Raw genomic sequence first — 23,388 nt, forward strand, 5'->3', positions numbered from 1 at the left:
AGTTTTTTTCGTGAATGACTAGCTGGATACTGAAATCGCTGGAAATAAAATTGATGGTGCACCAAACTGGCTGTGGCCGCTTGGCATGGAGAACTCGAAGTCGTTCGCTTTTACTACGGGTTGACTAAACAGGTCAAAGAAATTGTGGGCGATCGTAATATCTTTGACTGGAGACGCGAGCTGGCCGTTCTCAATTCGATACCCTTGCGCTGCAAGCGAGAAATCCCCAGAGATCGCATTTGTGCCAGAATGAAGGCCCTGTACGTCGGTAATGTAGAGACCGCTGCCCATATCCGCAAACAGTGTCGCTAACTCTTGTGTGCCATTCGGAATTTGCAGGCGGTGCGGTGCGATTTGCACGGTGCCTTTGTAGCTGCGCAGTCCGTGTGCCGTCGGTGTCTGCTTCATCTCCGCTGCTGTTTTCAGGCTGTGCAAGTAGCTCTCGATCACACCATCACGCACGAGATACAAGGAACGAGTATCGACTCCTTCATCATCAAATAAAATGCGCTCATGGCCGGAATGTGGGTCATCGAGCAGATCCAATGAGCCGAAGAATTTCTCTCCGAGCATGCCTTCTAAGCGCGATGTACCTTGAAGGACATTGCGGGCTGAGAAAATGCTGCTATATACACCGAGCAGCGAACAGATGATGCGCCGGTCGAGCACAACTGGGTATGATCCGGTTGGTACAGCCTTGCCGCCGAGCTTACGGCGTGCCTTACCTGCCGCTTCTTCAATGAGAGAATCAAGCGATACGTGTCGCAAATCTCCAATGTAGTAGGAGCTGTCGGTTTCGACATCATCCCCACGTTTTACGATGACAGATAAATACGCCATGCTGTAGTTGGAACGAAACGATTTGTTTAATCCATACGTATTGGCGATGCGGCGCATACCGTCTCCTGAGCTGATCATCGCATAGCTGACATCCGATACGTCAGCTGCCTGCCGCGCTTTGCTCTCAAGTTCGAGAGCCAGTGCGATTTTTTCTTCTTCTGTTATGTCAGGTTGACTGTCATGCCAGCTGCCTTCCTGTTTTTCTGCGAGAAGCGGTTCTTGCTCATGAATAAGGGATGCATTGTCTTTAACCATATCGAGCAATGCTTCCAGCTCAGACGAATGAACACGTTCCGTATACGCATAGCCGGTACCGTCTTGATGCGTTCCGCGTACTCCAATACCTGCTGTATTGGTCTTTTTATACGACTCGATTTTGCCCTCGTATGCCTGAACGCTGAAGTTTGTTGATTCACTGGTCAGTACTTCGAGTTCTGCAATGTGTTTCTTCTGGGCTAGTGCAAATAATTGCTCAATCATTGGCTACCTCCTACTGTCAGCTGAGATACGCGCAGGGCAGGCTGCCCAACATTTACCGGGATAGAGCCGCTGACCGAGCCGCACATGCCCTGGCCTGGCAGGAAGTTATCGCCGACCATATCGACGTCGTACATCGTCTGACGCCCGTTTCCGATTAGGGTGGCCCCTTTAACCGGATAGGTCAGCTTGCCGTTTTCAATCATATAGCCCTCAAGCACGGCAAAGTTAAAATCGCCTGTTGTCGTATTCACGCTGCCTCCGCCCATCGTCTTGGCGTACAGGCCGTGTTCAGTCGAGGTAATCATATCCGCCAGCTTATCCGAGCCGGGGAGAATATACGTATTGGTCATGCGGGAGGTCGGAGCGTAGCGGTACGATTGGCGGCGTGCTGAGCCGGTTGGCGCCATATTCATCCGGCGTCCGTTCAATTTATCAACAAGATATCCTTTGAGAATACCGTTCTCGATCAGAACGTTGCGGTGACTGTGCGTACCTTCATCGTCGACATGAAGTGAGCCCCATTCATTTATAATGGTGCCATCATCTACTGCCGAGATTTTCGAGCTGACGACCTGCTGGCCGAGTTTGCCTGCATATGGGCCTTTGCCTTTAGCAACCGCTGTCGCCTCCATGCCGTGCCCGCATGCTTCATGAAAAATAACGCCGCCAAATCCATTATCGATTACAACAGGCATTTTACCGCCTGGGCAAGGTTTTGCTTCCAGCATGCGCACAGCGATGTCTGCCGCATCTTCGGCAAGAGCACGCAAGTCGATTTCGTTATAAAACTCAAATCCTTTTTGCGCGCCAGGTGCGATATAACCGCGCTGCTTCTGGTTATCTTCTGTCGCGATCGCTTCGACAAACAGCCTTGTTCGCACGCGCTTGTCTTCAGCCCATAATCCTTCTGAGTTGGCGATCAGGACATTTTGTGTTTCGTCAAAATAGCGTGTTTGCACTTGCGTGATCGCGGTATGGTACGCCATCGCGTGGTGGCTAACTTCCGCGAGCACGTCTCGCTTACGATAAATTGAAACAACACGCGGATCAATGAGCGCGATATGGCGGGGGACGATGAGCTCCTTTTGAAATGTGATTGTACGATTCGCCTGTGTGCCTTGCTTCGCAGCTAAGGACAAGCGGCGTGCTGTATCGATCAGGTGAGCCTCGTCTTCGTTGCTTGTATATGTGTACAAGTAATCAAAGCCATGAAAAATCCGAATTCCAATGCCGAAATCCTGGCCTGAGCGGGCTTTTTCGACCTCGCCTTTTACCATTGAGATGTTTTGCTCGATTCGATTCTCAACAAAAACTTCTGCAAAATCTCCTCCGTGCGAAAGCGCAGCTTGTAGAACACGCTCCACAGTACTTGGTGCTAGCATGACGATTCTCCCCTTTCTGTGCGAATATACTGGTAGTATTCTTATTTTATGATATGAAAAGGTTTTACGGAAGGATTTGTGGGAGGATGTATTACGTCTATATCGTACAATGTTGTGACGGAACGCTGTATACAGGTTCCACGAATGATGTCTATGCCCGTCTGCGCAAGCATAACGAAGGCAAGGGGGCAAAGTACACGCGGGGTCGCACCCCGGTAGTACTGGTGTATGTAGAAGAGTTGCCGGATAAAAGTACGGCGCTTAAGCGTGAATACGAAGTGAAAAAATATTCGCGAAAACAGAAAGAAAAATTGATCGCAGCCCATACAGAAAGTGCGGTTATTTTCGCAGGAAACGAGCATCTTAAGTACGGGGAGGTGATACAAATGGCTAAACGTTCTCCAGCAAACACAGACGTAAACCAGGTGCGTCAGCAAAACGCAGCTTCTCAGATGGGAAATTCTGAAACTGAGTTCGCAAGCGAAACAGATGTGCAAGCAGTGCGTCAGGCGAACCAGCAATCTGCTGCGAAAGCGCAGCAGAACAATCAGCAGAGCAATCAGAGCAACCAGTTCTAAGTTCTGCATGACAAACGAGATTCCGGGATATCCCGGGGTCTCGTTTTTTTATAGGTAAAAGTTATATCGATGATAATATCTATATATTTGGATTATGACCCATCTTTTATTATGATGGATGAAGATAGCGAAATGGTTCTATTTCACATAGTGGAGGGGTAGAAGGTGGAACATAAACGAGCGAATGTTATGGCGAAATTTGATGAAATAGCAAGCAAGTATGATGAGCAGCGGAAAAAGTTGATTCCGTGCTTTGATGATTTTTATAGCATTGCAGTCTCAGCTGCCAAGACAGCGAATGATTCTCCGAATATCCTGGATGTAGGGGCGGGTACAGGGCTTCTTTCTGATTTTGTAATGGAGAAATATCCGAAGGCATCCTTGACGCTTGTTGATATTTCTGAGAAAATGCTGGAAATGGCCCGAGTGCGATTTGAGAAGTATCCAAATGTGACATACATTGTGGATGATTATACGAAGCATGACTTTACTGAAAAATTTGATGTCGTGATTTCTTCCCTTTCGATTCATCATTTAACAGATATGGAGAAGAAAAATTTATATGAGCGTATTTTCTCGTTATTGAAGGCAGATGGCGTATTCGTAAATGCGGATCAAGTTTTGGGCAGTACATCGTACATTGATGAGCTTTACAAAACAGACTGGAAGCAAAAAGTAGAGAACAGCGGACTGGCGAGACAGGAAATTATGTCCGCTTATGAAAGAACGAAGCTGGATAAAATGTCAACGCTTGAAGAGCAGATTAGCTGGCTAAAAGAAGCTGGATTTTCGGATGTGGATTGCATGTATAAATATTTTAATTTTGTTGTTTTGTACGGCAGGAAATTAATTGATTAATAAGGAGCAAACATTGGGATGCCTGTAACGTCATTCGTCATAATCAGTTTTCTTGTAGTGGCCGTAAGTACGGTAGCACTGCTGATGAGAAATCCACTTGCTACGAAAGTAACTACCAGTAAAATAGCTGAAAAGTTGAAAGGGGCAGATTGGGTTCAAAATCACTGGAAAGCCGGATTATTTTTGTTCGGCATAAATGCCGGTCTTTTTTTCTTCACAGGCTTTCTGCTCTATTTGCTTATGTATTTTTTGGTTCCACTTTTCCACATTACCATTATGGTGGTGGCTGTAGTGGTAAGCCTTTTGTTTTGGAGTGTAGCTGGCGCATCGTGGAAGGGGACGAAAGGAAATCGGATTAAGGCTAGTGCGGTAGGAAGCAGCTTTTATGCATTGCTCGCTTTGGGATTTGTGTATATGCTGATGACCTTGCAGCCGGCTTATCCAGGTGAAGACACGTTTATGCGTGCGATTGGCGTAATGTTTGGGATCATTGTGGCCGTGACAGCGTTTGTCTCCTGCTTTCTGATTACCGGTTTTGCAGCTGGGAGAAAAACAAACAGCTTGTAGCGGCCTGCAGGTAGTATAGGTTAATAATTTTTAAAAACATTCTTGACTGAGCAGGCTGGCTGATATAAAATGAACCTTGTCGCTGAAATAAAAAACAGCATAAAGGGAGTATAGCCAAGTGGTAAGGCAAAGGTCTGCAAAACCTTTATTCCCCGGTTCAAATCCGGGTACTCCCTCCATACAGCCTGCGGTCGTGGTGGAATTGGCAGACACGCTATCTTGAGGGGGTAGTGATCTATGATCGTGCGAGTTCGAGTCTCGCCGACCGCATCCGTATTCATTTACGGACTCATAGCTCAGTTGGTTAGAGCGCTACGTTGACATCGTAGAGGTCGCTGGTTCGAATCCAGTTGAGTCCATCATATGCAGTAGAGATTAAAGCCTTATTTTATAAGGCTTTTTTTCATGTTTACAAATGTACACCTTTGCAAACAGAAATGGTAGCAGAGGGGCTTTGACTATGAAAACATTCGCTTATATTCGTGTATCCAGTAAAGATCAGAATCCAGACAGACAAAAGTATGGGATGTTGCAGCTAGGAATAAATGAACGTGACATATTCATGACAGAGAGAGTGGAAAAGACTTCAATCGCCAACAGTATCAAGCGTTGAAGCAGTGCCTGCGTGAGGGGGCCTGCTTTATACCAAGTCCATTGATCGATTCGGACGGAACAGTAAAGAGATAAAGCGAGAATGGGAGTACATCACACAGGATATTAAAGCCGACATAAAGGTTTTGGATATACCGCTACTGGACACGACACAGCACAAGGAATTGCGGTTGCGAAGGCACAAGGGAAACATCTGGGCAGACCACAAATGAACCTGGATATACTGAGCAAAGAACAGAGGGAAATGCTAGGACCCAATTATGAGAAATGGCAAAGCAAAGAGATAACCGCTGTCTAGTTTATGGACATGTTAGGGCTGAAAAAATACATTCTACAAAGTCGTGAAGGAATACGGACAGTCGTTGATATAACGGCTGTTTTTTAGTTGGAGAAAGGACGCGGATGCCATAACACATCATAACGGACACCTAGCAAGCCTATAGAACGTTCCGAATTTCTAAGTGTCTCGTTCTTCTATTGAAGTGTACAAGCCATTCTGTGAGACGCTAGATGAAATATAACTTTTATCTACAATAAAGGGTTGAGAAACCCTTATTTTTATTGGCTTTTTAAAGGGTTAATTCCGGAAAAGGGGGGTGTTTTACATTTTTTTAAATGTTTTTATTCCTGCTTATGCTCGAAGTACACCCGTTCCCGCAATCAACTCAAAAATTCCAACTGATTAAATTTCCTATAAATGGTATGATGGTAATTGGATGAAAGGATTGGTTTATTGTGTAAGGTGGTGTGTAGATGTTCAGAAAGAAGTGGCTATTATTTCTTTTCTTCCTTATTCCATTCACTTTTATAGGCATGTCCGCTGATTTCTATTTGGGGTCAGGAATTGGTTATTTTATTGTGTTGTGTGCATTTATAATAATAACCTTTTTTCAATCATCTATTAGAAATATGTTGCTTTTAAATTTCTTATCGTTTTTAAGTTCATTCGTATTTAATAGGTTCTTGCTTCAAGGTACAGAATCTTACTTTAAACCTTTTACATCAGGAACGTTAGTAGTTGTTGAATCATGTCTTTGGTTGATTCCCCAGCTCCTGATTTTTAGTATCAAAACGGTGAAGCAAAATGGATAGAGAATAATTTTATTCGAGATGGGGCAGCTATATGTACATCGTTATATGCAGATGCTTTGATTTATTGGATAAACAACTACAGATTTAAGGAGAGAAAAGCGGTAGCGGAAATTGTAGAGCAGCCTGACGTTGTGTCAAGAAAGACAATTTTCTTTTAGTTGTGAGTAGATAGTACATAGTTTGTAAGGTAAATCTTTATAGGAGAATGTGTACTGTTTTTGGTTTAGATAGTGTAAAGAGATAATAGTGGAAGAATGATTTTATTGAATAACAAAGCTTAGCACCTTATCTACATAAGGGATGGTGATAATTTGATGAATAAAACAAGGGTCATACCTGAGCCACATAGATATGCGGTTTGTGCTCCTGCTGATATACCGATTAAGACTTTTTACAAGGGAGTTTTTGATGAAGTTTTTATTTTTCTTCATCCCTTCATCAAACCAATAACAATTGATATAGAATCATTTTACCCAGATACATATCCCTGTAAAAATGATGTTATTAGAACATGTGAATTGATTACATGGACAGAGTTTTTAAAGTTGTCATGTATTAGAGATTTTCGCCAGTTAGACATTGGATTACGCACAATGATTTTGGGGTTGCGAAAGCAATTTGCAAATGAGCACCTTGCTAAGGTAATCAAAGATACTTGTGAACAAAAGAAATTAGTTCCACCAACAGAAGGTTGTCTACCAGAGTTGTTGACGAATAGATTGTTACAAGCAGTAAAGAATGAGGGGCATGATTGGTTCTGGGTGGGAGATGAGTTTTGCACAGAACGAAAGCTAGAGTACATTGATGATTTAGTTAAGGATAATGACCCATTTGGAAATCAACATTTAAACCTTTTTACACACGATAATAAAATCTTATTTACAACTCATTGGGATAGTCACTTTTCAATGGTATGTTCAGACAAAGACACAATAAATAAAATTGTTGATTACTGTAACTTAGAAGGTTTTTATTGTGATGAGCAAACTGAAATTTATTGGAGTTGTCAAGATGAGCAATAGAAATAATGGAAAAAAGCTCAAAACAAGTCGGTCATATATAGAGGTTGGCTTCTTTATTACCTTTACGTGTTAAGTACCGAATCAAAGCACGATTTTATTAATGATATTAGAGAGGGTCTTATGGGAAAAGAATTTGAGTTAAGAATCTTGAAGCAGTATTGGTTAGGTGACGAATCAGAAGATTTATGCTCACATGGAGAAATAGTTCTGCGTGTAAGAAATTTAATGATTTCAAGTGAAGAAGATGGGGAATGGAATATATCTGAATCTGCACTGGCTTTGTTAAGGACAGTAGTTGCAGATTTTCCATGTGACCAAATTCCAAAGTATTACGTTGAGGGAATACAGGATGAAGAGTACCTTATCTTTCATTGTGGATGCTATATGATGTTTTGTCCAATGAATATAGGGTGGCAAGTCAAGCATGAAAATGCTCATGTATTATTAACAGACTTCAAGAAAAATGAAGGTTCAATTAAATTCCATAATTTAGAGATCAAAGTTCCATTATCTATTTATGCTAATGAGATTTACACCTTCGCAATAGAAGCCAAGCAATTGTATGAAGGTCACCAAAAGAAACTCATAGATAATGAATTGTTTCAAGGGCAATACCATCAGTTTTGGGAAGAATACAATGAACTATTAGAGCAAGTCAAAACGATAGTAAATACATGAAAGAGCAATTTTATGGCGGTGAAAATGAAATGGAAACATGGAAATATTCCACAACGGCTGATTACTTTGATTTACTGGATTTTCATGATGCCTTAGTAGAAAAAATAGAGGTAAATAAAGGTGAAATAACCGTTGATATAGAATCAATCAACATTCTACCGCATCATCCGCTTAATCCCTTTGATGTTGCTAAAAATACTGATAAATGTCGTTTAGTATTTGTCGAACCAATCAAAAATGAAGCTATATACTTTAACAACGATAATATACCACAACGAATCGAATGTACTAATTTCAAAGAATTGGAAATTATGAAATTTGACTGTAAACAGCACTTTGAATACTATTTGTATGAAATATTCGGTTCAGCCAATGGGTTTTGTGAGTGGAAAGTGGTAGCAAAAGGATTTTACCTTTACTGGAACGATTTCGTGGCAGATGCTTGGTTTGTTAATTGGAATAAGGATACATAAAACAAGGATTTTGTTCAACTAACGGGCAGTTTAACTTAATTAGGTAATACCGAAAATGTAGTTATAATAGAGTTTAAATAAAGGTTCATAGGAGTGAAGTGAGATATGAAACCAATTGTATATAATGGGTTTCCACTTATGATGGAAACAGAAACTGATGGATATATTTATGGCGAAATCACTGACCACTTTAATTTTGATTATGAGGAAGATGAGAGTTGTACGTCAGGAGATGGATTTGTTCAAGCACCCGATGGGAGCAGGGCGGGAATTATATGGGGAGTTGAAGAAGAACCATATTTATCAGTTTGTATTGAGTCAGAAGAAGATAGATGGGGAGTTTACAATGTAGGCTTTGTTAAGCCTATAAAAACGATTGATGACTTAATATTCAATTTCAAAACAGTGTTACCATTAATTAAAGGGGCGTACAACAGTGCAAAGTTTGATAAATAAAAATCTGGCGTTAAAGACCAACAGTTAGTTCTAGACAATAAAGATAATAACTTTGTTGAACTAACGGAAATCGATAGTTAAATCAAAGAGCATTTTTATAGGAGACGAAAGAAGCTTTGATTAATATTAAAGATGAATTTTTGAAAAGAACGATTGATTGGCAAAAAAAATTAAATGAAGATGAATGGTTTTTTTCCAGATTATATGAGAATTTAACAAATGACCTAACGCCTGAAGAGTGTTTTAGTTTAATACCGCAGGCAGTTGACCTAACTCTGGAACAAACTGATGAATTTTTATGCGGTGAGTGTTTTGAGTATGTACTTGGTCTAGGTGTGGATTCCAACACAACTGAACTCAATCCTTACTTAGATAAAAATTGGGACACTTTAAATGAGCATGTCTCATCTTTTGGTGATTATCATAAGCATCGAGTTGCAGAATTAAAGCGTTATTACAGAAGGTAACAAGCCATGTAGATAAAACATGGATTTAATTGAAACAGAAGGAAGATGAATATGCGTGGCAATCTGTATTGAATTTAGATTAATTGAAGTCAATGCTACAATAGCGAGATACCAGTACGGTCAATGTATGAAAGAACTTGATGGAACTTTTGAAGTAGATATTCCAAAATTGATTTCAGGGGAAATATCTAAAGACACACCAATGGATGAAGTTGTCCGTTTGTTGCCATCTAAGTATATGAATCAATCAATGGCAAATCGAGCGTTCAGCAAGATATATAAATATTATTTGGAAAACAAAGGTTATCCGTCCGAAGGTGGCTATTATGCTTAAATAAAAGAGAAGTTCTACCCATAAGAAATCCCTACCGCATATAAGAGGGATAGAAGTCAAAATCCTTTAGCGATTCATCAAAGATGCTATTCTCAAAAACGATATAGATTTTTTTAATCCTAACTACTCTTAATGAGTGGCTTTTTTTGTCTTCTATAGCATGGTGGGGGGGGAATGAAGTTTTGATGATATGCTTGATTTTCTTGTATAAGGCATAACAGATGTGTAAACACCTCATGAAAATTTTTTCAATTCGTTTCGATTATAGTATGCTATTTTGATATAAATTGTTTGTGTGTATATCATTTTTTTATATTAGTAACATTTCTTATACTTGCTTAATTAGATTATTTTTAAGAGCGATTTATGGTTACAAATTGGTTACGAACTAAAAATAATAATAAGTAACAAACTAGAAATAATAAAAAGTAAAAGATAGAAAACGTCTTGATATTACTGGATTTATGGAACCTATAAATAATGAGAAAATAATAAAAAAAACGTAGTGTTCGGTTTTGACATCGTAGAGGTCGCTGGTTCGAATCCAGTTGAGTCCATCATACGCAATGGAAAAGGAGCCTACTAGTAGGCTCCTTTTGTTTTTGTGTACTAAATGTGTGGAATCATCGATTCCTGTTAGCGCAATAGCCGTTATCTTAAATACCATTTAATCGCATTCTTATATAAAACATTTTCGGCTTGTTCTTCTTCAAGAGTGTTGTAAATCAGTTCAATATCAGAATGATTATACGGTCTCTTTGCCCTCGTTGATGGTAAGTCCGTTCCAAACATTAAAGCATCTGGATTTACCGAATAAATCGAACGGATAGCCTGTTCTACATGAAGTTCAACCCTACCAAAGCCCGTCGCTTTAACCCTAACACCGTTGTCTACTAAAGCTAGGAGATGTTTAAATCCTTCTTTTGATAAACCCAAATGGTCTATCGAAACAGCAGGAAGAACTTTCAATGTTGATGCAATTTCAGGTAAAGAACTAGAGTCAATATATAATTCTGCGTGCCAGCCTACTAACTCATACACCCTTCTTGCAAAGTAGTCTAAACGAGATATATCTTCTGAGCCTCCTCGCTTGACATTAAAACGAATTGCTCTAACACCATAGTTATCAAGTTTTATGATTTCTTCATCCGATGTATCATGAGGCAATTGAGTTACACCAACAAAATTCACACCGAGTTTTTGTAGGGAGTCAATCAAATAAGATTGGTCAAATCCTTGAAACGAGCCAGATACTATTGCACCCCCTTTACTATGTAGATCCTGCACATTATTTAGATAGTCTTGGCAGGTAAAAGGATTCGGTAAAAATCCTTGATTTTCTAGTAAAGGAAAACGGGGATCAATGATATGCAAATGGGTATCAAATATGGTACGCATAAAACCACCCTTTCTTCTTTCCTTTCAAGGCAATCAACCCATCGTATAAAAAGATAGCTACTGTATGGACTCTGCTTCTTCAAAATGAAACTGCGGCGGTTTATGTCGGAATGCTTTCGTCATATAGACGAGATACAGCAATCCGAGCGTACTCCAGGCAAGACCGAGCATCACTGACTTGGCATCCAGATGCGCCCAGATAAAGCCGATGAAGCTAATTCCGATCAGGGGCAGTGCCGTATAGTTTAGCACGGCTTTCCAGTTGCGTTCTTTACGGCGTACCATATAGTGCACGATAACCGATAGATTAACGAACGTAAACGCCGTCAAAGCACCAAAGTTAATAAAGGATGTAGCAGTAATCAAATCTAGGAACAGTGCTGTTAGCGATGTCAGGCCAATAAGGACTACATTATACACAGGAACACCAAGGCGTGGATGTACATAGCCGAAGATTCGTTCTGGTAGCACGCGGTCACGTCCCATGGCATAAAGCAGACGAGATGCGCTTACACTTGATGCGATACCAGAGGCAAGTGTTGAAGTAAGAGCTGCTGCCAGAAAGATAGCCTGGAATAATGTGCCGCCAATTGTCAATGCGATTTCGGGAGATGCTGCTTCCGGATCATGAAACACGGAAATGTCCGGGAACAACAGCTGGGTAAAATATGAGACAGTCGTAAACAGCACACCACCGATAAGTGCGGCGAGAAACACAGCGCGTGGAATCGTTTGACGCGGATTTGGTGTTTCTTCTGACAGTGTGGTAACAGCGTCGAATCCAAGAAAAGCAAAACAGAGAATCGATGCACCTGACAGAAGAGCTGCTGCTTGCATATCAGGTGCATAAAATGGCTGCATCGAGAAGAGGTGCTCTCCTTTGTTCAGCAAGCCGCGAATAGCGAGCGTAGCGAACAGAATGCAGACAAGAAACTGGAATAAAACAAGAATGGCATTAATCGATACTGTAATCGTTACGCGGGACAGGTTCACAAGCAAAAGCACGGTGATAAATCCAACAATCCATATCCAGCCAGGTACGTTTGGGAATGCGGTAGATAGATAAATTTTAGTTAGCAGGGCATTGATCATCGGTAGAAATATGTAGTCAAGCAGTGCTGCCCAGCCGACAAGAAAGCCTAAATACGGATGCATGGTTTTCTGTGTATATGTATAAGCTGATCCGGCATTCGGATATACCCGTACCATCTTGCCATAGCTAGCTGCGGTAAATAAAATCGCGACAAGTGTCAGCACGTATGCCATCGGTACATGCCCACCGGTCTCGTCCGAAACAATACCGTATGTATCGAAAACAGCCATCGGTGCCATGTAGCCGAGGCCGATGAATACGATTTGCCAGAGTTTTAATGTTTTTTGTAAGTGCTGAGTCTTTCCTTCCAATCGTAAGTTCCTCCTTCGAAAAAAAACGTTTTGCAAAGGATAAGTGTACCATAAAAGCCAAGCATTTTTATGCTCGGCTTTGTGAATTTATACATTCGATCCAATTGTTCGCCCTGGATAAAACATGTTTTCCTCGTTGCGTGGGACCGTCTTGCCTGAGATATGGACAGGGGTAAGGCGGTAGACAAGTGTCGGGCTCCCCATACTGGAGCGATACCCATCTACATGAGCGGAAGCGAGCGCGTTATTGTAGTAGCCGGGCACGTATTTATCAAGCATCGCCTGCATGGCGGCGGTTGCTTCTGTAAGGTCTACCACACGCTCCGGGCATCCGAACACCATGACACTGCGATAAGCGGTGCCGGTATGGGCAGGGACAGGATGTGCAATCGTGCCCCAGTCTTCAACAACGGTAAAGCAGAGTGTGTCTATGTTCGTGTCCAATGCCTCGAATTTCCGGCCACCCTGACTGCCATGAAAATAAATATGGCCGTTATTCCAGGTAAAGTTGAGCGGAACAACGTATGTACCATGTTCGTCTTGCAGGCCGAGAAAACCTGTGCGAGAAGCGGTGAGACAAGCATCAATCTGGGCGGTGTCCTGCAGATCCTTTTGCGAGCGACGCATAGATGGCATAGTAGATGAGTGCGGGTGTTTCATATGGAATTCCTCCTTGAATGATAGGTTGTAGCGGGCGAATTGTTCTGCTAATGTGAATGTACCAGAACAATGCACGCAAATTTTTACGAGTATAAAGAGGAGGAAGAACGTTGTCAATCCCGTATTTTCAGCTGCGACGTAGAAGTTCTGTTCCGCTAGCAGAACAAATAGCAGAACAATTACTTGGAGCCATTCGCACTAGGCGGCTTACGGCGGGTCAGTCACTTCCATCCGTGCGTGAACTGGCAGCGAGTCTTGGTGTGAGCATGGAAACCGCACAAAAAGCGTACCGAATCCTCAAAGATGATGGCTGGATTGAGAGTCGTCCGCGCCACGGTACAGTCGTATCTCATGCACTGCCAAATTCGCTGATTATGCTGCCACCGAAGCATGTGGAAGCACGAGGTGGATTAATGGAGCAAGTGCGGTTACATCGGCAGACGCCTGATTTGATTCCGGTCTCTGGCATATCGCCTACGCCTGCGGATACACGATTTATGCGTGCGTGGAAGCAGGCGATGGGGGAGGTATTTGAGCAAACGTTTTCGCAGGAGAAAGCGGATCCGTTCGGACTTATAAATCTGCGCGAAAAGATTCAAGGAATGATGGCTGGACGCGGGATGTGGGCAGATGTGGAGTCGATTTGCATGGTAAATGGTACACAGCAGGCGCTGTGGCTGCTTGCGGATCAGTTTATAAAACCAGGTGATGTGATCGGAGTGCCGGAGATGTGCTACTTGCCAGCACGGGATATATTTTGTGACAGGGGAGCCCGCATTGTGCCACTCCCGCTCGGACGGAATGGAATCGACATCGATAAATTAGAGGCTGTGTGTCGGAAGGAGAAATTGAGTATGCTGTATGCGATGCCGAATGCTCATTTTCCAACGGGTATGTCATGGCCGCTTGCGATCAAGCATCAGGTGCTTGCATTAGCGTCTGAATACGGATTTTCGATTCTCGAAGATGAGTATTTTGGTGAGTTATATTTTACTCCGCTTCCGCCGCCGACGTTGTACAGTCTGGCACAAGAAGAGCATATCGATGTGGATGTATTCTATATCAGTTCATTCAGTACGATGATTCACCCGAATTTGCGCCTTGGCTATATGGTTACTCCTGAGAAGCATGGACCGCGCATACGTCAGGCTAAATATTTGTTGGATGGAACAACGTCGGTTATGGCGCAGCAAGCGCTGCTTTTGGCATGGGAGAGAGCAGATTTTCCGGACTATGTGGAGCGGCTAAGAATGATGTTAAGAGAGGCCAGGGATGGTGCAATTACAAGTCTGCGGCGCTGGATGCCTGAGCGTTATTCATTTGAAGTCCCGACGATGGGGACATGTACATGGGTGTATGCCCCGCCTGAATTCGACAGCCTGCGCTTTTTTGAACGTTGTCTGGCACGTGGGGTGTATGTCCGTCCTGGCGATGCGTTCGCGGTAGAAGATCCGGTGCCAGGGTTTCAGGTGAAATTCGGGGCGGTAGAACCTCGGATACTGGAGGAAGGACTACGCCGGATCGGAGAAGTGCTGATGCTTCGGTAATCATGTTGTATTTTAAAGATTGATATAATATGGTAAAAGTAGCTTGGGAGCATAAAAAGGAGGAGAAGCAGATGGAAAGCATGCTGCATACAGACATTTGCCGCATACTGGGCATTACATATCCAGTCTTACTGGCCGGAATGGCAGGGGGACCGACTACGCCTGAGCTCGTGGCGGCTGTCTCAAAAGCAGGAGGATTAGGCACGTTTGGGGCGGCATATATGGAGCCGGAAGCGATTCGTCAGGCGATCCGGCGTGTGCGTGAATTGACAGATCAGTCGTTCGCTGTAAATTTGTTCGCAGTGGATCTTACGGATGACACGACACATGTACGTGAGATGCAGGCTGTTCTTGATCCGCTGCGGGAGCAGCTGGGAATTGAACCAGGAGCACAAAATGTACGGACGGCTGACCGATTTGCCGAGCAGTTGAACGTACTGTTTGAGGAGCAGGTTCCGGTAATAAGTACAGCGTTTGGTTTGCTTTCAGCAGAAGCGATGCAGCGAGCACATGATGCTGGAATCAAAGTAATTGCGATGGCAACGACGGTAAAGGAAGCGATGGCAGCGGAAAAGCATGGAGTTCATATCGTAGTGGCACAGGGCAGTGACGCAGGGGGACACCGGGGAACATGGGACACTACCGCACATCCAATGGGCGCAAATATCGGTACATTTTCACTTGTGCCGCAAATGGTAGATGCTGTTCACATCCCGGTCGTGGCGGCAGGTGGCATTATGGATGGGCGCGGACTAGCGGCAGCGCTTATGCTTGGTGCATCTGGTGTACAGTTGGGCACACGCTTTCTAACCGCCGCTGAATCCGGCGCTCATCCTGTTTATCAGCGGGCACTGCTCGGTAGCACAGAAGAAGATACGGTCATCACCCGTGCTTTTTCCGGTCGTCCGGCACGGGGAGTTCGCAATGCATTCATTGAACATGTGGAATCATCCGAGATGGAACCGCTTTCATTTCCGACTCAAAATACAGTGACAGGCGACATTCGACGCGCGGCGGCGGCGCAAAATAATGAACAGTACATGTCGCTTTGGGCCGGACAGGCAACTCGGATGCTTACTGATCAGGAAGAGGCAAGTTCTATTCTGACGCAGATTGTGACAGCAGCGGGTAAGCTGCTCGAAAAATAAAAACAACGAGGCGGTTGTTTATAAAATCGTCAGTTCAAAAATAATAACAACTAGCATGTAAATAATCATCATGATATTGAGATATAGGAACAGATGATGACTTCTGACAACATGCCAGAAGCGGCGTTTTGGACCGCGGGCAGCTTCTGCGAAAGCTGCCTTTTTCTGTTGAGCGCTGCGTCTTGCATTCGCATCACCGGGCTGTCGCATCAGCAGTGCGAGGTCAAGCGCACGCCGATAGTAAAGCTCAGCACGTTCTAGGTCACCATCTTGTTCGGCCTGCCTGGCGAGTGCATAAAGAAACTCGGGACCGGTGTATTGCATAGGGTCAGATTGTTGTACCGGAGGGAGAGGATTGTGGTTACCGGACATGGCAGTTCACCTCCTATAAGGGGTACATGAAGCTTTGTACCTTATACGTTATATATATGCGAGCAGAGTTACTTACTACTGTGCAAAAATTGCTTATCTTTAAAAAAGAGAGAACGCAGGGGAAAAAGAGTGGACAAATCCATTAGATAAATGATACATTTTTCTTGGAAAGTAATACGGATATCAAAGTTCAGGTGCTGGGGTTTTACCCCGGCTTAAAAGGGAAGTCCGGTGTAAATCCGGCGCGGTCCCGCCACTGTAACTGCTGAGTTCTTTCGCATAATGTCACTGTTTCGTATCGGGATGGGAAGACGCGGAAGCGCGATGACGCAGGAGTCAGGAGACCTGCCTGTCTTTTTGTATCGCCATTTGGTTTCTTCGGGGGTGAGAAGCAGAGGCGTGAGCCGGTTTTGGTACAGCCGGACATAGGAACAGGAAACAGCCACCCTTGTGTTAGGGCGGTTTTTTTTATTTGACGCACATATCTACTAAGGTTATGGCATAAAACGTAATATTTACGATTTATAAAAGAGAGGGGATTGCGATGGCAACCTGGGATCTGACAGGGACACAGCATCATCTGTTGATTTGTAATGGGGGAAGCTGTATGCGGGCAGGAGGAGAGGATGTAACGCAGGCGATCCGAAATGAAATTGCTGCACACCATGCTGATGCGTTAATTCATACAACACGCACGCGCTGCAATGGGCGGTGTGAGGATGCGTGTGTCGTTATTTCATATCCAGCTGGTCGCTGGTATAAAGACATGACTCCAGAGGCAGGGCGAGCTCTCGTGCGTGACCATCTTGGAGACGTAAGTACGGACCTACATAACCAAACCGTATATACATATGTAGATAAATGTGGTTTTGTACCGGCAGAAGGTGCTGCGGTAGGACGCTGTAAATTATGAAGGGGTGGACAGAGATGAGAAAAAAACAATGGGGGTCAGGGCTGCTTGCTGTAGCTGGATTTCTACTGTACTTGTTGATTAATGAACCGCAGACCGCATATGGCATGCACATCATGGAAGGGTTTCTTCCGGTGAAATGGGCGGTATTCTGGTGGGTTGTGTTCGTGCCGTTTTTTGTACTTGGCTTGCGCTCGATCAGACGAATTACGAAGGAACGCCCGGAAGCAAAGTTAATGCTTGGATTAGCAGGGGCCTTCACATTCGTATTATCTGCCCTGAAAATTCCTTCGGTCACGGGCAGTAGTTCACATCCGACAGGAACAGGGTTTGGTGCAATCGTGTTCGGGCCGCTTGTGATGAGTGTGCTCGGTGCAATCGTACTGTTATTTCAGGCCCTTCTGCTGGCGCATGGTGGATTGACGACACTTGGGGCGAATGCGATGTCGATGGCGGTTATCGGCCCGTTTGTTGCATATGGCATCTATCGGGCGGTGATGAAAGCGAACGGAAGTCAAAAACTTGCGATTTTTCTGGCCGCAGCACTTGGAGATTTGGCAACATATGTTGTGACATCCTTGCAGTTGGCGCTGGCATTTCCAGCGGCAAGTGGCGGTGTTATGGCATCATTTCTGAAATTTGCGGGGATTTTTGCCATTACACAAATTCCTCTTGCGATTAGTGAAGGGTTGTTGACGGTGCTTGTCTGGAATTGGCTTCAGTCGTATAACCGCACGGAACTGGAAGAAATTCAGTCGCTGCAAAAACGGGGGGCATAGTGATGAAAAAATGGACGAATTGGCTGCTAGTGACAGGCGTAGTGCTGCTGGCAGTTATTCCGCTGCTTCTTGTGAAAAATTCGAATTTTGGTGGGTCTGATGGTGCGGCAGAGGAAGCGATCAGTGAAGTCGCACCGAATTATAAGCCGTGGTTCGCCCCGCTTGCAGAGCCGCCAGGTAGTGAGACAGAAAGTCTGCTATTTGCTGTGCAAGCAGCGCTTGGTGCTGGGGTGGTCGGATATGGAATAGGCTTCTATCGAGGCCGAAGTGAGCAGAGGAAAAAGGGTGAACGGGATGCAGCTTGATGCGTATGCGTATGGCAATCACTTGCGAATGCTACCACCGACGTACAAAGCTGGATTTGCGATGGGCGTATTGTCCATCGCTTTTCTTTCGCATGTGCCGGTTCAGTTGATGATTTTTTGCTGGATGAGCATATGGATTGTAAAGTATGCCGGCATTCCGTCACGATTGTACATACGTTTGATTGGCTTGGCGTTTGTATTTGTTGTACTCAGTCTTCCAGCTTTGCTAGTGGAAGTAACGCAGGGCAAGCATGTGCCAGCTGCAAATGCTGCTTGTGGTTTTGCGGTTGCAGACTGGTATGTTTATGTAAGTAAAAACGGACTGGATCAGGCAGGGAGATTAGCAGCTCGTGCGCTGGCGGCTACGTCCTGCCTGTATTTTTTAATGCTTACTGTACCGTTCAATGAGCTGCTGCATGTGCTGCGCCGACTGCGCATACCCGAAATTGTACTGGAATTGATGCTAGTAATGTACCGCTTTATTTTTGTTTTGCTTGACGTAGCTGCGAATATCCGAGTAGCGCAGCTATCGCGTGGTGGACATAATGGATTTCGGAATACCATGCAGGATATGGGCCGGCTTTTTGTACAAGTATTTGTTTGTGCGATGGAGAAGCAGCGCAAGCTTGCCATTGGACTTGCCGCGCGTGGATTCGAAGGAACGATTCGAGTCTATCAGGTGCGGGATTATAAAATGCCGCCACGTTATCATGTGGAAGTGGTGATTGGGGTGCTCGCTTTAATCGGGATGGAATGGTGGATGAGAGGTGGCCTGTAATGCAGATGATATTGGAGTTTGAAGATGTGAGATATACATATCCGGGCGGTAGGAGCGAAGCGCTCTGCGGGCTTACGCTTCAAGTGCCGGAAGGGAAGAAGTGTGTATTGCTCGGGCATAACGGATGCGGGAAATCTACACTTTTTTTGCATGGAAACGGAATTTATCGGCCAGATGCGGGGGAGGTGCGCTGGCGCGGGCAGGCACTGTCGTATAAGCGAAAGGATCTACTTGAGCTGCGTCGTCAAGTTGGCATCGTATTTCAAGACCCGGAGCAACAAGTAGTGGCAAGTACAGTGTTGGAGGACATCTCGTATGGGATGTGCAATCTGGGCGTGCCAGAGCAGGAGATGAAGGAGCGAATCGAAGCGGTGCTGGATCGGTTTTCTCTACGTGAGTTCGCTGAACGTCCGATTCATCAGCTGAGTCTTGGACAGAAGAAGCGGGTTGCGCTGGCGGGTGTGATGGTACTTGCGCCTGTACTCTTGCTGCTGGATGAGCCGACTGCTTATCTGGATCGGCTACATACGGAGCGTCTGCTGGCTGAGTTAGACGAGATTCATCGTGCTGGTACGACGGTATTGATGGCAACGCATGATTTGGATGTGGCGTATGCGTGGGCAGATTGGATCTTTGTGATGAATAAAGGGCAGCTTGTGTGTGCAGGTACGCCAGATGAAGTGTTTCGTGACCGAGACAGGCTTATGAGCTGGCAACTTGGTCAGCCACAGCTGTATGAAGTGTGGCGGGAAGTGGCTCCGCTTCTACAGGATGAAAAGAGCGTTGCCCCGCGCACAGTGGCGCAGATGATCGAGCGAATACGAAAAATAGGAGAGAAGAAAATATAAAAGCAATCAGAGAATAAAGGCTGTTCCAAAGCCAGAGCATGGCGAATGGGACAGCCTCTTTTTTATCGAATCGACAGCGTTTCAAAATTACTTGCTTGCGATTAGTCTTTCGAACGGGTTATTTTCCCGGTGAGGAGGACGTACCCGGCTCCAACTAAAGCGGCGACAGAGGAGGCACAGCCAAATCCGCAGGAGCCGCAGACACCACTGCATACACTGCCCGTACCGGCTGTCACCGCGGTGGTCATAGTAATGCCAGTGGCTCCTATTCCAGTAGTCCAATTTTTAAGGGAGGTACTCATGTCTAGGCTCCTTCCTTTAATGGATCTAGCTGTGGAGTCGCAGCGGGTGGTGTCGCTGACCAGCCGCGCTCACCTGTTCCATAGCGAATCGCTCCGGTTGGGCAGGCGGATGTACACTGGCGGCATGTGATACAGTTATGGATCGAGTACGAGATTCCGTTCCGTTTGCCATCATTAAGTTTGAGTGCCCCCATTGGACATGTGTTAACGCAGCCTGCGCAAGAGATGCAGGCTGATTTTTTATATGTGAGCTTGTATGTGAACGGCAGACGAGCCCCGATGCTGTGGAGGAAGCTCTGGGCAGCGCCAACCGGACACATGAAATTGCAGTACCCACGTCCGCCTTTCGTAAACACGCCGAACAGACCGAGCCATAGTCCGGCTGTTAGAATTGTCGATGAGCCGAGCACGCCGATGTCTCCCCAGATTCCACCTGTAATCATTCGTTCAAAAAAGCCATACGAACAATAAGCACAGTTCAGCGCACCTGTTACAACCGGGGCGATCACAAAACCGGCAAAGAAACCATAGCGTAGCGGTACTGGATTTACATAGCGTGTCCAGTCAATTTTCACTTTGTCTGGTACGAGGCGACTTATGTATTCACCGAGTGCGCCTGCTGTACAGAGGCGTCCGCAGAAGATGGGACCGACAAGCAGGGCAGAGACAACCAGAATCGTCAGGCTTAGTCCCCAGACTGACATGATATCGAATTTTCCTTTGGTAAATAGTTCTACGATCGGGATACGAAAGCAGGTGGAATGAATATTCGGATCGGCTTTGTCTCCTAGCACCCAGGCAATCCCTTTATTAAATAAAGCAAATGGTGCGTAAAACAAAAGGCAGCCTAGGATGTACCAGGGGAGACGCTTCAGTAGGTACATTTTCTGTCGCTTGTGCACATTAATTTTTTTCGTTCTAGCAGTAGTCACTGTATTTTCATCCTCTCTTGTGGCTATCTTTTTACTAGTGATTGTGTCCGTCTTTTGTTTCTGGTTTGGAAATCGGATGGGCATCTGGGATTTCGGAATTTACAATGTATACCGGAATGCTTGTGAGTTTGGTATGAGTATCCGACCGGTATACATCAATAGCAGCTTCTACCATTCGATAATGATCACGAGCATGAGATGGTAGGGTGATCAGAAGCTTGCAGGAGAATTTTGTTTTTGGAGCAAGTGGTTGTGTCAGTTGCCCGGTTGTTTTATCAAAGATGGACTCGCTGGCATTTAGTCTCGTTCCTTCCGGAAAACCGATGAGCCTAATTTGTAGAGGGATGGGCTGCGTACCAGTGTTATTGAATGATCCGGAAATTTGTACCTGATCCGGTTGGAGCAGCTGTTTTGGTAGTCCTTGACCGGCCACATCGAGCAGAACGGTTTGTTCGTGGCAGGAAGGGAGCGATAGGGTGAAGCTACCGCGTTCATTGGCACGAGCTTTCTGGTAAGAACCGGCCGATAAAGCAACGGTAAGGGCAAGAAGGAAAGCGCTGAGCGTAAGTAGTCGTTTTTTTAGCATGAGAATTCCTCCATTTGTTCAATACGAGTACGCTCTATCCTATAAAGTAAATGTGTGAAATTAGTGAGGATATTAGGGGGGATTTGTGAGTATGTCGTATAATTTTGTACAAAAAAAGAAGCGCATCGATTTATTGCGCTTCTTTTTTATATCGTTTAAATGAGGCGAATGTATACGAATGAGGATTTTTTTCATCGGGTGCATATGTATGGCTGGAGAGCTCTTGCCATTCTGCGCGATTCCAGTCTGGGAAGTGTACATCACCTGGAAATGTATGATGGATAAATGTGAGTTCGAGTTTGTCAGTATATGGCCAGAACAGATCAATAATCTCGGCACCACCGATAATATCCACATCTTGTCCGGAAAACTTCGTAAGGACACTGTCTACATCATGGAGAACGGTGCAGCCAGGTGCTTCGTAATCGGTACGGCGGGTAAGGACGACATTCGTGCGGCCGGGCAGAGGTTTTCCGATGGATTCATATGTTTTGCGACCCATGACAATGACATGACCCATCGTTACCTGTTTAAAGTGTGCCAGGTCAGCAGGCATATGCCATGGGAGTTGATTTTGATAGCCGATGACCTGATTTTCGTCCATGGCCGCGACAATTGTAATCATGTAAAATCCCCCTTCTGCTTGTATCTTTCCACTATACCATGGGCATTATTATATGGTACGATGGATGCGGGTTTTAGAGTGATGGAAGGTAAGGGGGATTTTACCAATGATGAGTGAAAAATTAGAAGCAGCATTAAATGAACAAATTAATTTTGAATTTTATTCATCTAATACGTACTTAGCGATGGCAGCATACTGCGCATCAGAAGATCTGGACGGATTTGCGAATTTCTTTACGGTGCAGGCGCAGGAAGAGAATTTCCATGCGATGAAGTTTTTTCATTTTATGAATGCGAAGGGGAACCGGGTGCTAATTGATAAGCTTCCAGCACCGCGCAATGAATTTACATCAGTCAAGGATGTTTTTGAGGAAGCATACAAGCATGAACAGGAAGTAACGAAGCGTATTTATAACCTGGCAGATGTTGCCCTGCAAGAACGAGAACATGCAACGATGAGCTTTCTGAAATGGTTCATTGATGAACAGATTGAAGAAGAGGCCACATTTAGCAGCATCGTCAAAAAGCTTGAACGCATCGGAGAAGATGGCAATGCGTTGTATATGTTAGATGACGAACTGGGTAAACGGACATTTGTAGTGGAAGATGCTTCTGTATTAAAATAACACCAAATGATACACGCTGTGTGTCAGTACTTGCATTTTACTTGATAGCGTGATAGGATATAGCTACGAATAAGATATGAATTGCCTGCGATGTACGATCATTTTTTATGTTTCGAACCTTACTATTTATTAGGGAGTTCAACATAACGCGGTAGACGCTATGCTCACATAGATGAGACAGCGGAAGCGGCGCTGCGGACACCCACCTGCGAGAGCGGGTTATGAAACATGAGGGTGAAACGGCATAGGCGGGGTTACATAGGACACAGACGCCTTTCGCTTTAGCGAAAGGCGTTTTTTGCGTAAAATTAGACAACTGCTATCCTCATA

The 23,388-nt window shown here is 44.6% G+C and carries 27 protein-coding genes, 3 tRNA genes, 1 other RNA gene, 1 pseudogene and 1 riboswitch; of the genes and pseudogenes, 22 read left to right on the forward strand and 10 right to left on the reverse strand.

Features of this window, described 5'->3' with window-relative positions; genetic code table 11:
- Positions 1-18 precede the first annotated feature (18 nt).
- Both PO771_RS05180 and PO771_RS05185 read right to left on the reverse strand, forming a co-directional pair.
- Entirely contained in the window at positions 19-1,320 is a 1,302-nt protein-coding gene (locus PO771_RS05180) for a TldD/PmbA family protein (RefSeq protein WP_272562219.1), read from the reverse strand.
- On the reverse strand, positions 1,317-2,702 hold the full coding sequence (locus tag PO771_RS05185) for a TldD/PmbA family protein (RefSeq protein WP_272562220.1): 1,386 nt from the start codon (positions 2,700-2,702) through the stop codon (positions 1,317-1,319). The genes PO771_RS05180 and PO771_RS05185 overlap by 4 nt, the downstream gene beginning before the upstream one ends.
- An 86-nt stretch (positions 2,703-2,788) precedes the next feature.
- On the opposite strand from PO771_RS05185, the pseudogene PO771_RS05190 reads away from it, so the two are divergent.
- The 13 genes and pseudogenes from PO771_RS05190 to PO771_RS05255 form a co-directional block, all read left to right on the forward strand.
- Positions 2,789-3,019 (forward strand): annotated as a pseudogene (locus tag PO771_RS05190) (GIY-YIG nuclease family protein); the annotation flags it as partial.
- A gap of 69 nt (positions 3,020-3,088) precedes the next feature.
- Positions 3,089-3,280, forward strand: a complete 192-nt coding sequence (locus tag PO771_RS05195; RefSeq protein WP_272563099.1) for a gamma-type small acid-soluble spore protein — start codon at positions 3,089-3,091, stop codon at positions 3,278-3,280.
- Between the two features lie 165 nt (positions 3,281-3,445).
- Complete coding sequence (locus PO771_RS05200) at positions 3,446-4,138, forward strand: class I SAM-dependent methyltransferase (RefSeq protein WP_272562221.1); 693 nt, start codon at positions 3,446-3,448, stop codon at positions 4,136-4,138.
- Positions 4,139-4,156: 18 nt separating this feature from the next.
- On the forward strand, positions 4,157-4,705 hold the full coding sequence (locus tag PO771_RS05205; RefSeq protein ID WP_272562222.1) for a hypothetical protein: 549 nt from the start codon (positions 4,157-4,159) through the stop codon (positions 4,703-4,705).
- Between the two features lie 104 nt (positions 4,706-4,809).
- A tRNA-Cys gene (locus tag PO771_RS05210) sits at positions 4,810-4,884 on the forward strand.
- Between the two features lie 8 nt (positions 4,885-4,892).
- Positions 4,893-4,975 (forward strand) — tRNA-Leu (locus PO771_RS05215).
- A 15-nt stretch (positions 4,976-4,990) separates the two neighbouring features.
- A tRNA-Val gene (locus tag PO771_RS05220) sits at positions 4,991-5,064 on the forward strand.
- Positions 5,065-6,723: 1,659 nt separating this feature from the next.
- A complete protein-coding gene (locus PO771_RS05230) occupies positions 6,724-7,431 on the forward strand; it encodes a DUF2711 family protein (protein WP_272563100.1) in 708 nt (235 codons plus the stop codon).
- Positions 7,432-7,551: 120 nt separating this feature from the next.
- The gene (locus PO771_RS05235; RefSeq protein ID WP_272562223.1) at positions 7,552-8,109 is read left to right on the forward strand and encodes a hypothetical protein; all 558 of its coding nucleotides are present in this window, start codon (positions 7,552-7,554) and stop codon (positions 8,107-8,109) included.
- On the forward strand, positions 8,106-8,582 hold the full coding sequence (locus PO771_RS05240) for a hypothetical protein (RefSeq protein WP_272562224.1): 477 nt from the start codon (positions 8,106-8,108) through the stop codon (positions 8,580-8,582). The genes PO771_RS05235 and PO771_RS05240 overlap by 4 nt, the downstream gene beginning before the upstream one ends.
- 105 nt (positions 8,583-8,687) lie before the next feature.
- Positions 8,688-9,038 (forward strand): 3-deoxy-8-phosphooctulonate synthase, encoded by a 351-nt coding sequence (locus PO771_RS05245; RefSeq protein WP_272562225.1) that lies wholly within the window; start codon positions 8,688-8,690, stop codon positions 9,036-9,038.
- A gap of 116 nt (positions 9,039-9,154) precedes the next feature.
- Positions 9,155-9,505 (forward strand): hypothetical protein, encoded by a 351-nt coding sequence (locus PO771_RS05250; RefSeq protein WP_272562226.1) that lies wholly within the window; start codon positions 9,155-9,157, stop codon positions 9,503-9,505.
- A gap of 55 nt (positions 9,506-9,560) precedes the next feature.
- On the forward strand, positions 9,561-9,839 hold the full coding sequence (locus PO771_RS05255; protein ID WP_272562227.1) for a hypothetical protein: 279 nt from the start codon (positions 9,561-9,563) through the stop codon (positions 9,837-9,839).
- Positions 9,840-10,490: 651 nt separating this feature from the next.
- Here the strand turns inward: PO771_RS05255 and PO771_RS05260 are convergent.
- The 3 genes from PO771_RS05260 to PO771_RS05270 form a co-directional block, all read right to left on the reverse strand.
- A complete protein-coding gene (locus PO771_RS05260) occupies positions 10,491-11,237 on the reverse strand; it encodes an amidohydrolase family protein (RefSeq protein WP_272562228.1) in 747 nt (248 codons plus the stop codon).
- A 57-nt stretch (positions 11,238-11,294) separates the two neighbouring features.
- Positions 11,295-12,641, reverse strand: coding sequence for an APC family permease (locus tag PO771_RS05265; protein WP_272562229.1), 1,347 nt, complete (start codon positions 12,639-12,641; stop codon positions 11,295-11,297).
- An 87-nt stretch (positions 12,642-12,728) separates the two neighbouring features.
- The gene (locus PO771_RS05270) at positions 12,729-13,301 is read right to left on the reverse strand and encodes a pyridoxamine 5'-phosphate oxidase family protein (protein ID WP_422664981.1); all 573 of its coding nucleotides are present in this window, start codon (positions 13,299-13,301) and stop codon (positions 12,729-12,731) included.
- A 110-nt stretch (positions 13,302-13,411) separates the two neighbouring features.
- On the opposite strand from PO771_RS05270, the gene PO771_RS05275 reads away from it, so the two are divergent.
- Together PO771_RS05275 and PO771_RS05280 are read left to right on the forward strand one after the other, a co-directional pair.
- Complete coding sequence (locus PO771_RS05275; RefSeq protein ID WP_272562230.1) at positions 13,412-14,848, forward strand: aminotransferase-like domain-containing protein; 1,437 nt, start codon at positions 13,412-13,414, stop codon at positions 14,846-14,848.
- A 71-nt stretch (positions 14,849-14,919) separates the two neighbouring features.
- Positions 14,920-15,996, forward strand: coding sequence for an NAD(P)H-dependent flavin oxidoreductase (locus PO771_RS05280; protein ID WP_272562231.1), 1,077 nt, complete (start codon positions 14,920-14,922; stop codon positions 15,994-15,996).
- A gap of 18 nt (positions 15,997-16,014) precedes the next feature.
- Here the strand turns inward: PO771_RS05280 and PO771_RS05285 are convergent, their stop codons facing one another.
- Positions 16,015-16,368: a hypothetical protein gene (locus PO771_RS05285; RefSeq protein ID WP_272562232.1), complete on the reverse strand. Its 354-nt coding sequence runs from the start codon at positions 16,366-16,368 to the stop codon at positions 16,015-16,017.
- A 175-nt stretch (positions 16,369-16,543) separates the two neighbouring features.
- A riboswitch (cobalamin riboswitch) is annotated at positions 16,544-16,735 on the forward strand.
- A gap of 177 nt (positions 16,736-16,912) precedes the next feature.
- On the opposite strand from PO771_RS05285, the gene PO771_RS05290 reads away from it, so the two are divergent.
- From PO771_RS05290 to PO771_RS05310, 5 genes are read left to right on the forward strand one after another with little or no spacing between them, the layout of a single operon-like run.
- Positions 16,913-17,281 carry a (2Fe-2S) ferredoxin domain-containing protein gene (locus PO771_RS05290; RefSeq protein ID WP_272562233.1) on the forward strand — a complete coding sequence of 123 codons (369 nt, stop codon included), beginning with the start codon at positions 16,913-16,915 and terminating at the stop codon, positions 17,279-17,281.
- A gap of 14 nt (positions 17,282-17,295) precedes the next feature.
- Entirely contained in the window at positions 17,296-18,057 is a 762-nt protein-coding gene (locus PO771_RS05295; RefSeq protein WP_272562234.1) for an energy-coupling factor ABC transporter permease, read from the forward strand.
- A 2-nt stretch (positions 18,058-18,059) separates the two neighbouring features.
- Positions 18,060-18,362: an energy-coupling factor ABC transporter substrate-binding protein gene (locus tag PO771_RS05300; RefSeq protein WP_272562235.1), complete on the forward strand. Its 303-nt coding sequence runs from the start codon at positions 18,060-18,062 to the stop codon at positions 18,360-18,362.
- Positions 18,352-19,140, forward strand: a complete 789-nt coding sequence (gene cbiQ / locus PO771_RS05305) for a cobalt ECF transporter T component CbiQ (protein WP_272563102.1) — start codon at positions 18,352-18,354, stop codon at positions 19,138-19,140. Before PO771_RS05300 ends, cbiQ begins: the two co-directional genes overlap by 11 nt.
- Positions 19,140-19,988 (forward strand): energy-coupling factor ABC transporter ATP-binding protein, encoded by an 849-nt coding sequence (locus PO771_RS05310; protein WP_272562236.1) that lies wholly within the window; start codon positions 19,140-19,142, stop codon positions 19,986-19,988. Before cbiQ ends, PO771_RS05310 begins: the two co-directional genes overlap by 1 nt.
- Positions 19,989-20,089: 101 nt before the next feature.
- On the opposite strand, the gene PO771_RS05315 is transcribed toward PO771_RS05310, so the two are convergent.
- The 4 genes from PO771_RS05315 to PO771_RS05330 all read right to left on the reverse strand — a co-directional run bounded on the left by PO771_RS05315 (position 20,090) and on the right by PO771_RS05330 (position 22,433).
- Positions 20,090-20,290, reverse strand: a complete 201-nt coding sequence (locus PO771_RS05315; protein ID WP_272562237.1) for a hypothetical protein — start codon at positions 20,288-20,290, stop codon at positions 20,090-20,092.
- 2 nt (positions 20,291-20,292) lie between these two features.
- On the reverse strand, positions 20,293-21,222 hold the full coding sequence (locus PO771_RS05320; RefSeq protein WP_272562238.1) for a 4Fe-4S binding protein: 930 nt from the start codon (positions 21,220-21,222) through the stop codon (positions 20,293-20,295).
- 34 nt (positions 21,223-21,256) lie between these two features.
- Positions 21,257-21,808, reverse strand: coding sequence for a hypothetical protein (locus tag PO771_RS05325; protein ID WP_272562239.1), 552 nt, complete (start codon positions 21,806-21,808; stop codon positions 21,257-21,259).
- Between the two features lie 130 nt (positions 21,809-21,938).
- On the reverse strand, positions 21,939-22,433 hold the full coding sequence (locus tag PO771_RS05330) for a dihydrofolate reductase (protein ID WP_272562240.1): 495 nt from the start codon (positions 22,431-22,433) through the stop codon (positions 21,939-21,941).
- A gap of 106 nt (positions 22,434-22,539) precedes the next feature.
- Between PO771_RS05330 and PO771_RS05335 the strand changes: the two genes are divergently transcribed.
- Together PO771_RS05335 and ssrS are read left to right on the forward strand one after the other, a co-directional pair.
- On the forward strand, positions 22,540-23,058 hold the full coding sequence (locus PO771_RS05335; RefSeq protein WP_272562241.1) for a ferritin: 519 nt from the start codon (positions 22,540-22,542) through the stop codon (positions 23,056-23,058).
- A gap of 79 nt (positions 23,059-23,137) precedes the next feature.
- Positions 23,138-23,317: non-coding RNA, 6S RNA (ssrS, locus tag PO771_RS05340), on the forward strand.
- Positions 23,318-23,388 lie beyond the last annotated feature (71 nt).

This window comes from Aneurinibacillus uraniidurans (assembly GCF_028471905.1).
Lineage (GTDB): Bacteria > Bacillota > Bacilli > Aneurinibacillales > Aneurinibacillaceae > Aneurinibacillus > Aneurinibacillus uraniidurans.

Bases quoted from the DNA above. Each gene is read 5' to 3' on its own strand.
- PO771_RS05180 (WP_272562219.1), bottom strand. From the start codon at position 1,320: ATGATTGAGCAATTATTTGCACTAGCCCAGAAGAAACACATTGCAGAA.
- PO771_RS05185 (WP_272562220.1), bottom strand. From the start codon at position 2,702: ATGCTAGCACCAAGTACTGTGGAGCGTGTTCTACAAGCTGCGCTTTCG.
- PO771_RS05195 (WP_272563099.1), top strand. From the start codon at position 3,089: ATGGCTAAACGTTCTCCAGCAAACACAGACGTAAACCAGGTGCGTCAG.
- PO771_RS05205 (WP_272562222.1), top strand. From the start codon at position 4,157: ATGCCTGTAACGTCATTCGTCATAATCAGTTTTCTTGTAGTGGCCGTA.
- PO771_RS05230 (WP_272563100.1), top strand. From the start codon at position 6,724: ATGAATAAAACAAGGGTCATACCTGAGCCACATAGATATGCGGTTTGT.
- PO771_RS05235 (WP_272562223.1), top strand. From the start codon at position 7,552: ATGGGAAAAGAATTTGAGTTAAGAATCTTGAAGCAGTATTGGTTAGGT.
- PO771_RS05240 (WP_272562224.1), top strand. From the start codon at position 8,106: ATGAAAGAGCAATTTTATGGCGGTGAAAATGAAATGGAAACATGGAAA.
- PO771_RS05245 (WP_272562225.1), top strand. From the start codon at position 8,688: ATGAAACCAATTGTATATAATGGGTTTCCACTTATGATGGAAACAGAA.
- PO771_RS05260 (WP_272562228.1), bottom strand. From the start codon at position 11,237: ATGCGTACCATATTTGATACCCATTTGCATATCATTGATCCCCGTTTT.
- PO771_RS05270 (WP_422664981.1), bottom strand. From the start codon at position 13,301: ATGAAACACCCGCACTCATCTACTATGCCATCTATGCGTCGCTCGCAA.
- PO771_RS05280 (WP_272562231.1), top strand. From the start codon at position 14,920: ATGGAAAGCATGCTGCATACAGACATTTGCCGCATACTGGGCATTACA.
- PO771_RS05285 (WP_272562232.1), bottom strand. From the start codon at position 16,368: ATGTCCGGTAACCACAATCCTCTCCCTCCGGTACAACAATCTGACCCT.
- PO771_RS05290 (WP_272562233.1), top strand. From the start codon at position 16,913: ATGGCAACCTGGGATCTGACAGGGACACAGCATCATCTGTTGATTTGT.
- PO771_RS05295 (WP_272562234.1), top strand. From the start codon at position 17,296: ATGAGAAAAAAACAATGGGGGTCAGGGCTGCTTGCTGTAGCTGGATTT.
- PO771_RS05300 (WP_272562235.1), top strand. From the start codon at position 18,060: ATGAAAAAATGGACGAATTGGCTGCTAGTGACAGGCGTAGTGCTGCTG.
- cbiQ (WP_272563102.1), top strand. From the start codon at position 18,352: ATGCAGCTTGATGCGTATGCGTATGGCAATCACTTGCGAATGCTACCA.
- PO771_RS05310 (WP_272562236.1), top strand. From the start codon at position 19,140: ATGCAGATGATATTGGAGTTTGAAGATGTGAGATATACATATCCGGGC.
- PO771_RS05315 (WP_272562237.1), bottom strand. From the start codon at position 20,290: ATGAGTACCTCCCTTAAAAATTGGACTACTGGAATAGGAGCCACTGGC.
- PO771_RS05325 (WP_272562239.1), bottom strand. From the start codon at position 21,808: ATGCTAAAAAAACGACTACTTACGCTCAGCGCTTTCCTTCTTGCCCTT.
- PO771_RS05330 (WP_272562240.1), bottom strand. From the start codon at position 22,433: ATGATTACAATTGTCGCGGCCATGGACGAAAATCAGGTCATCGGCTAT.
- PO771_RS05335 (WP_272562241.1), top strand. From the start codon at position 22,540: ATGATGAGTGAAAAATTAGAAGCAGCATTAAATGAACAAATTAATTTT.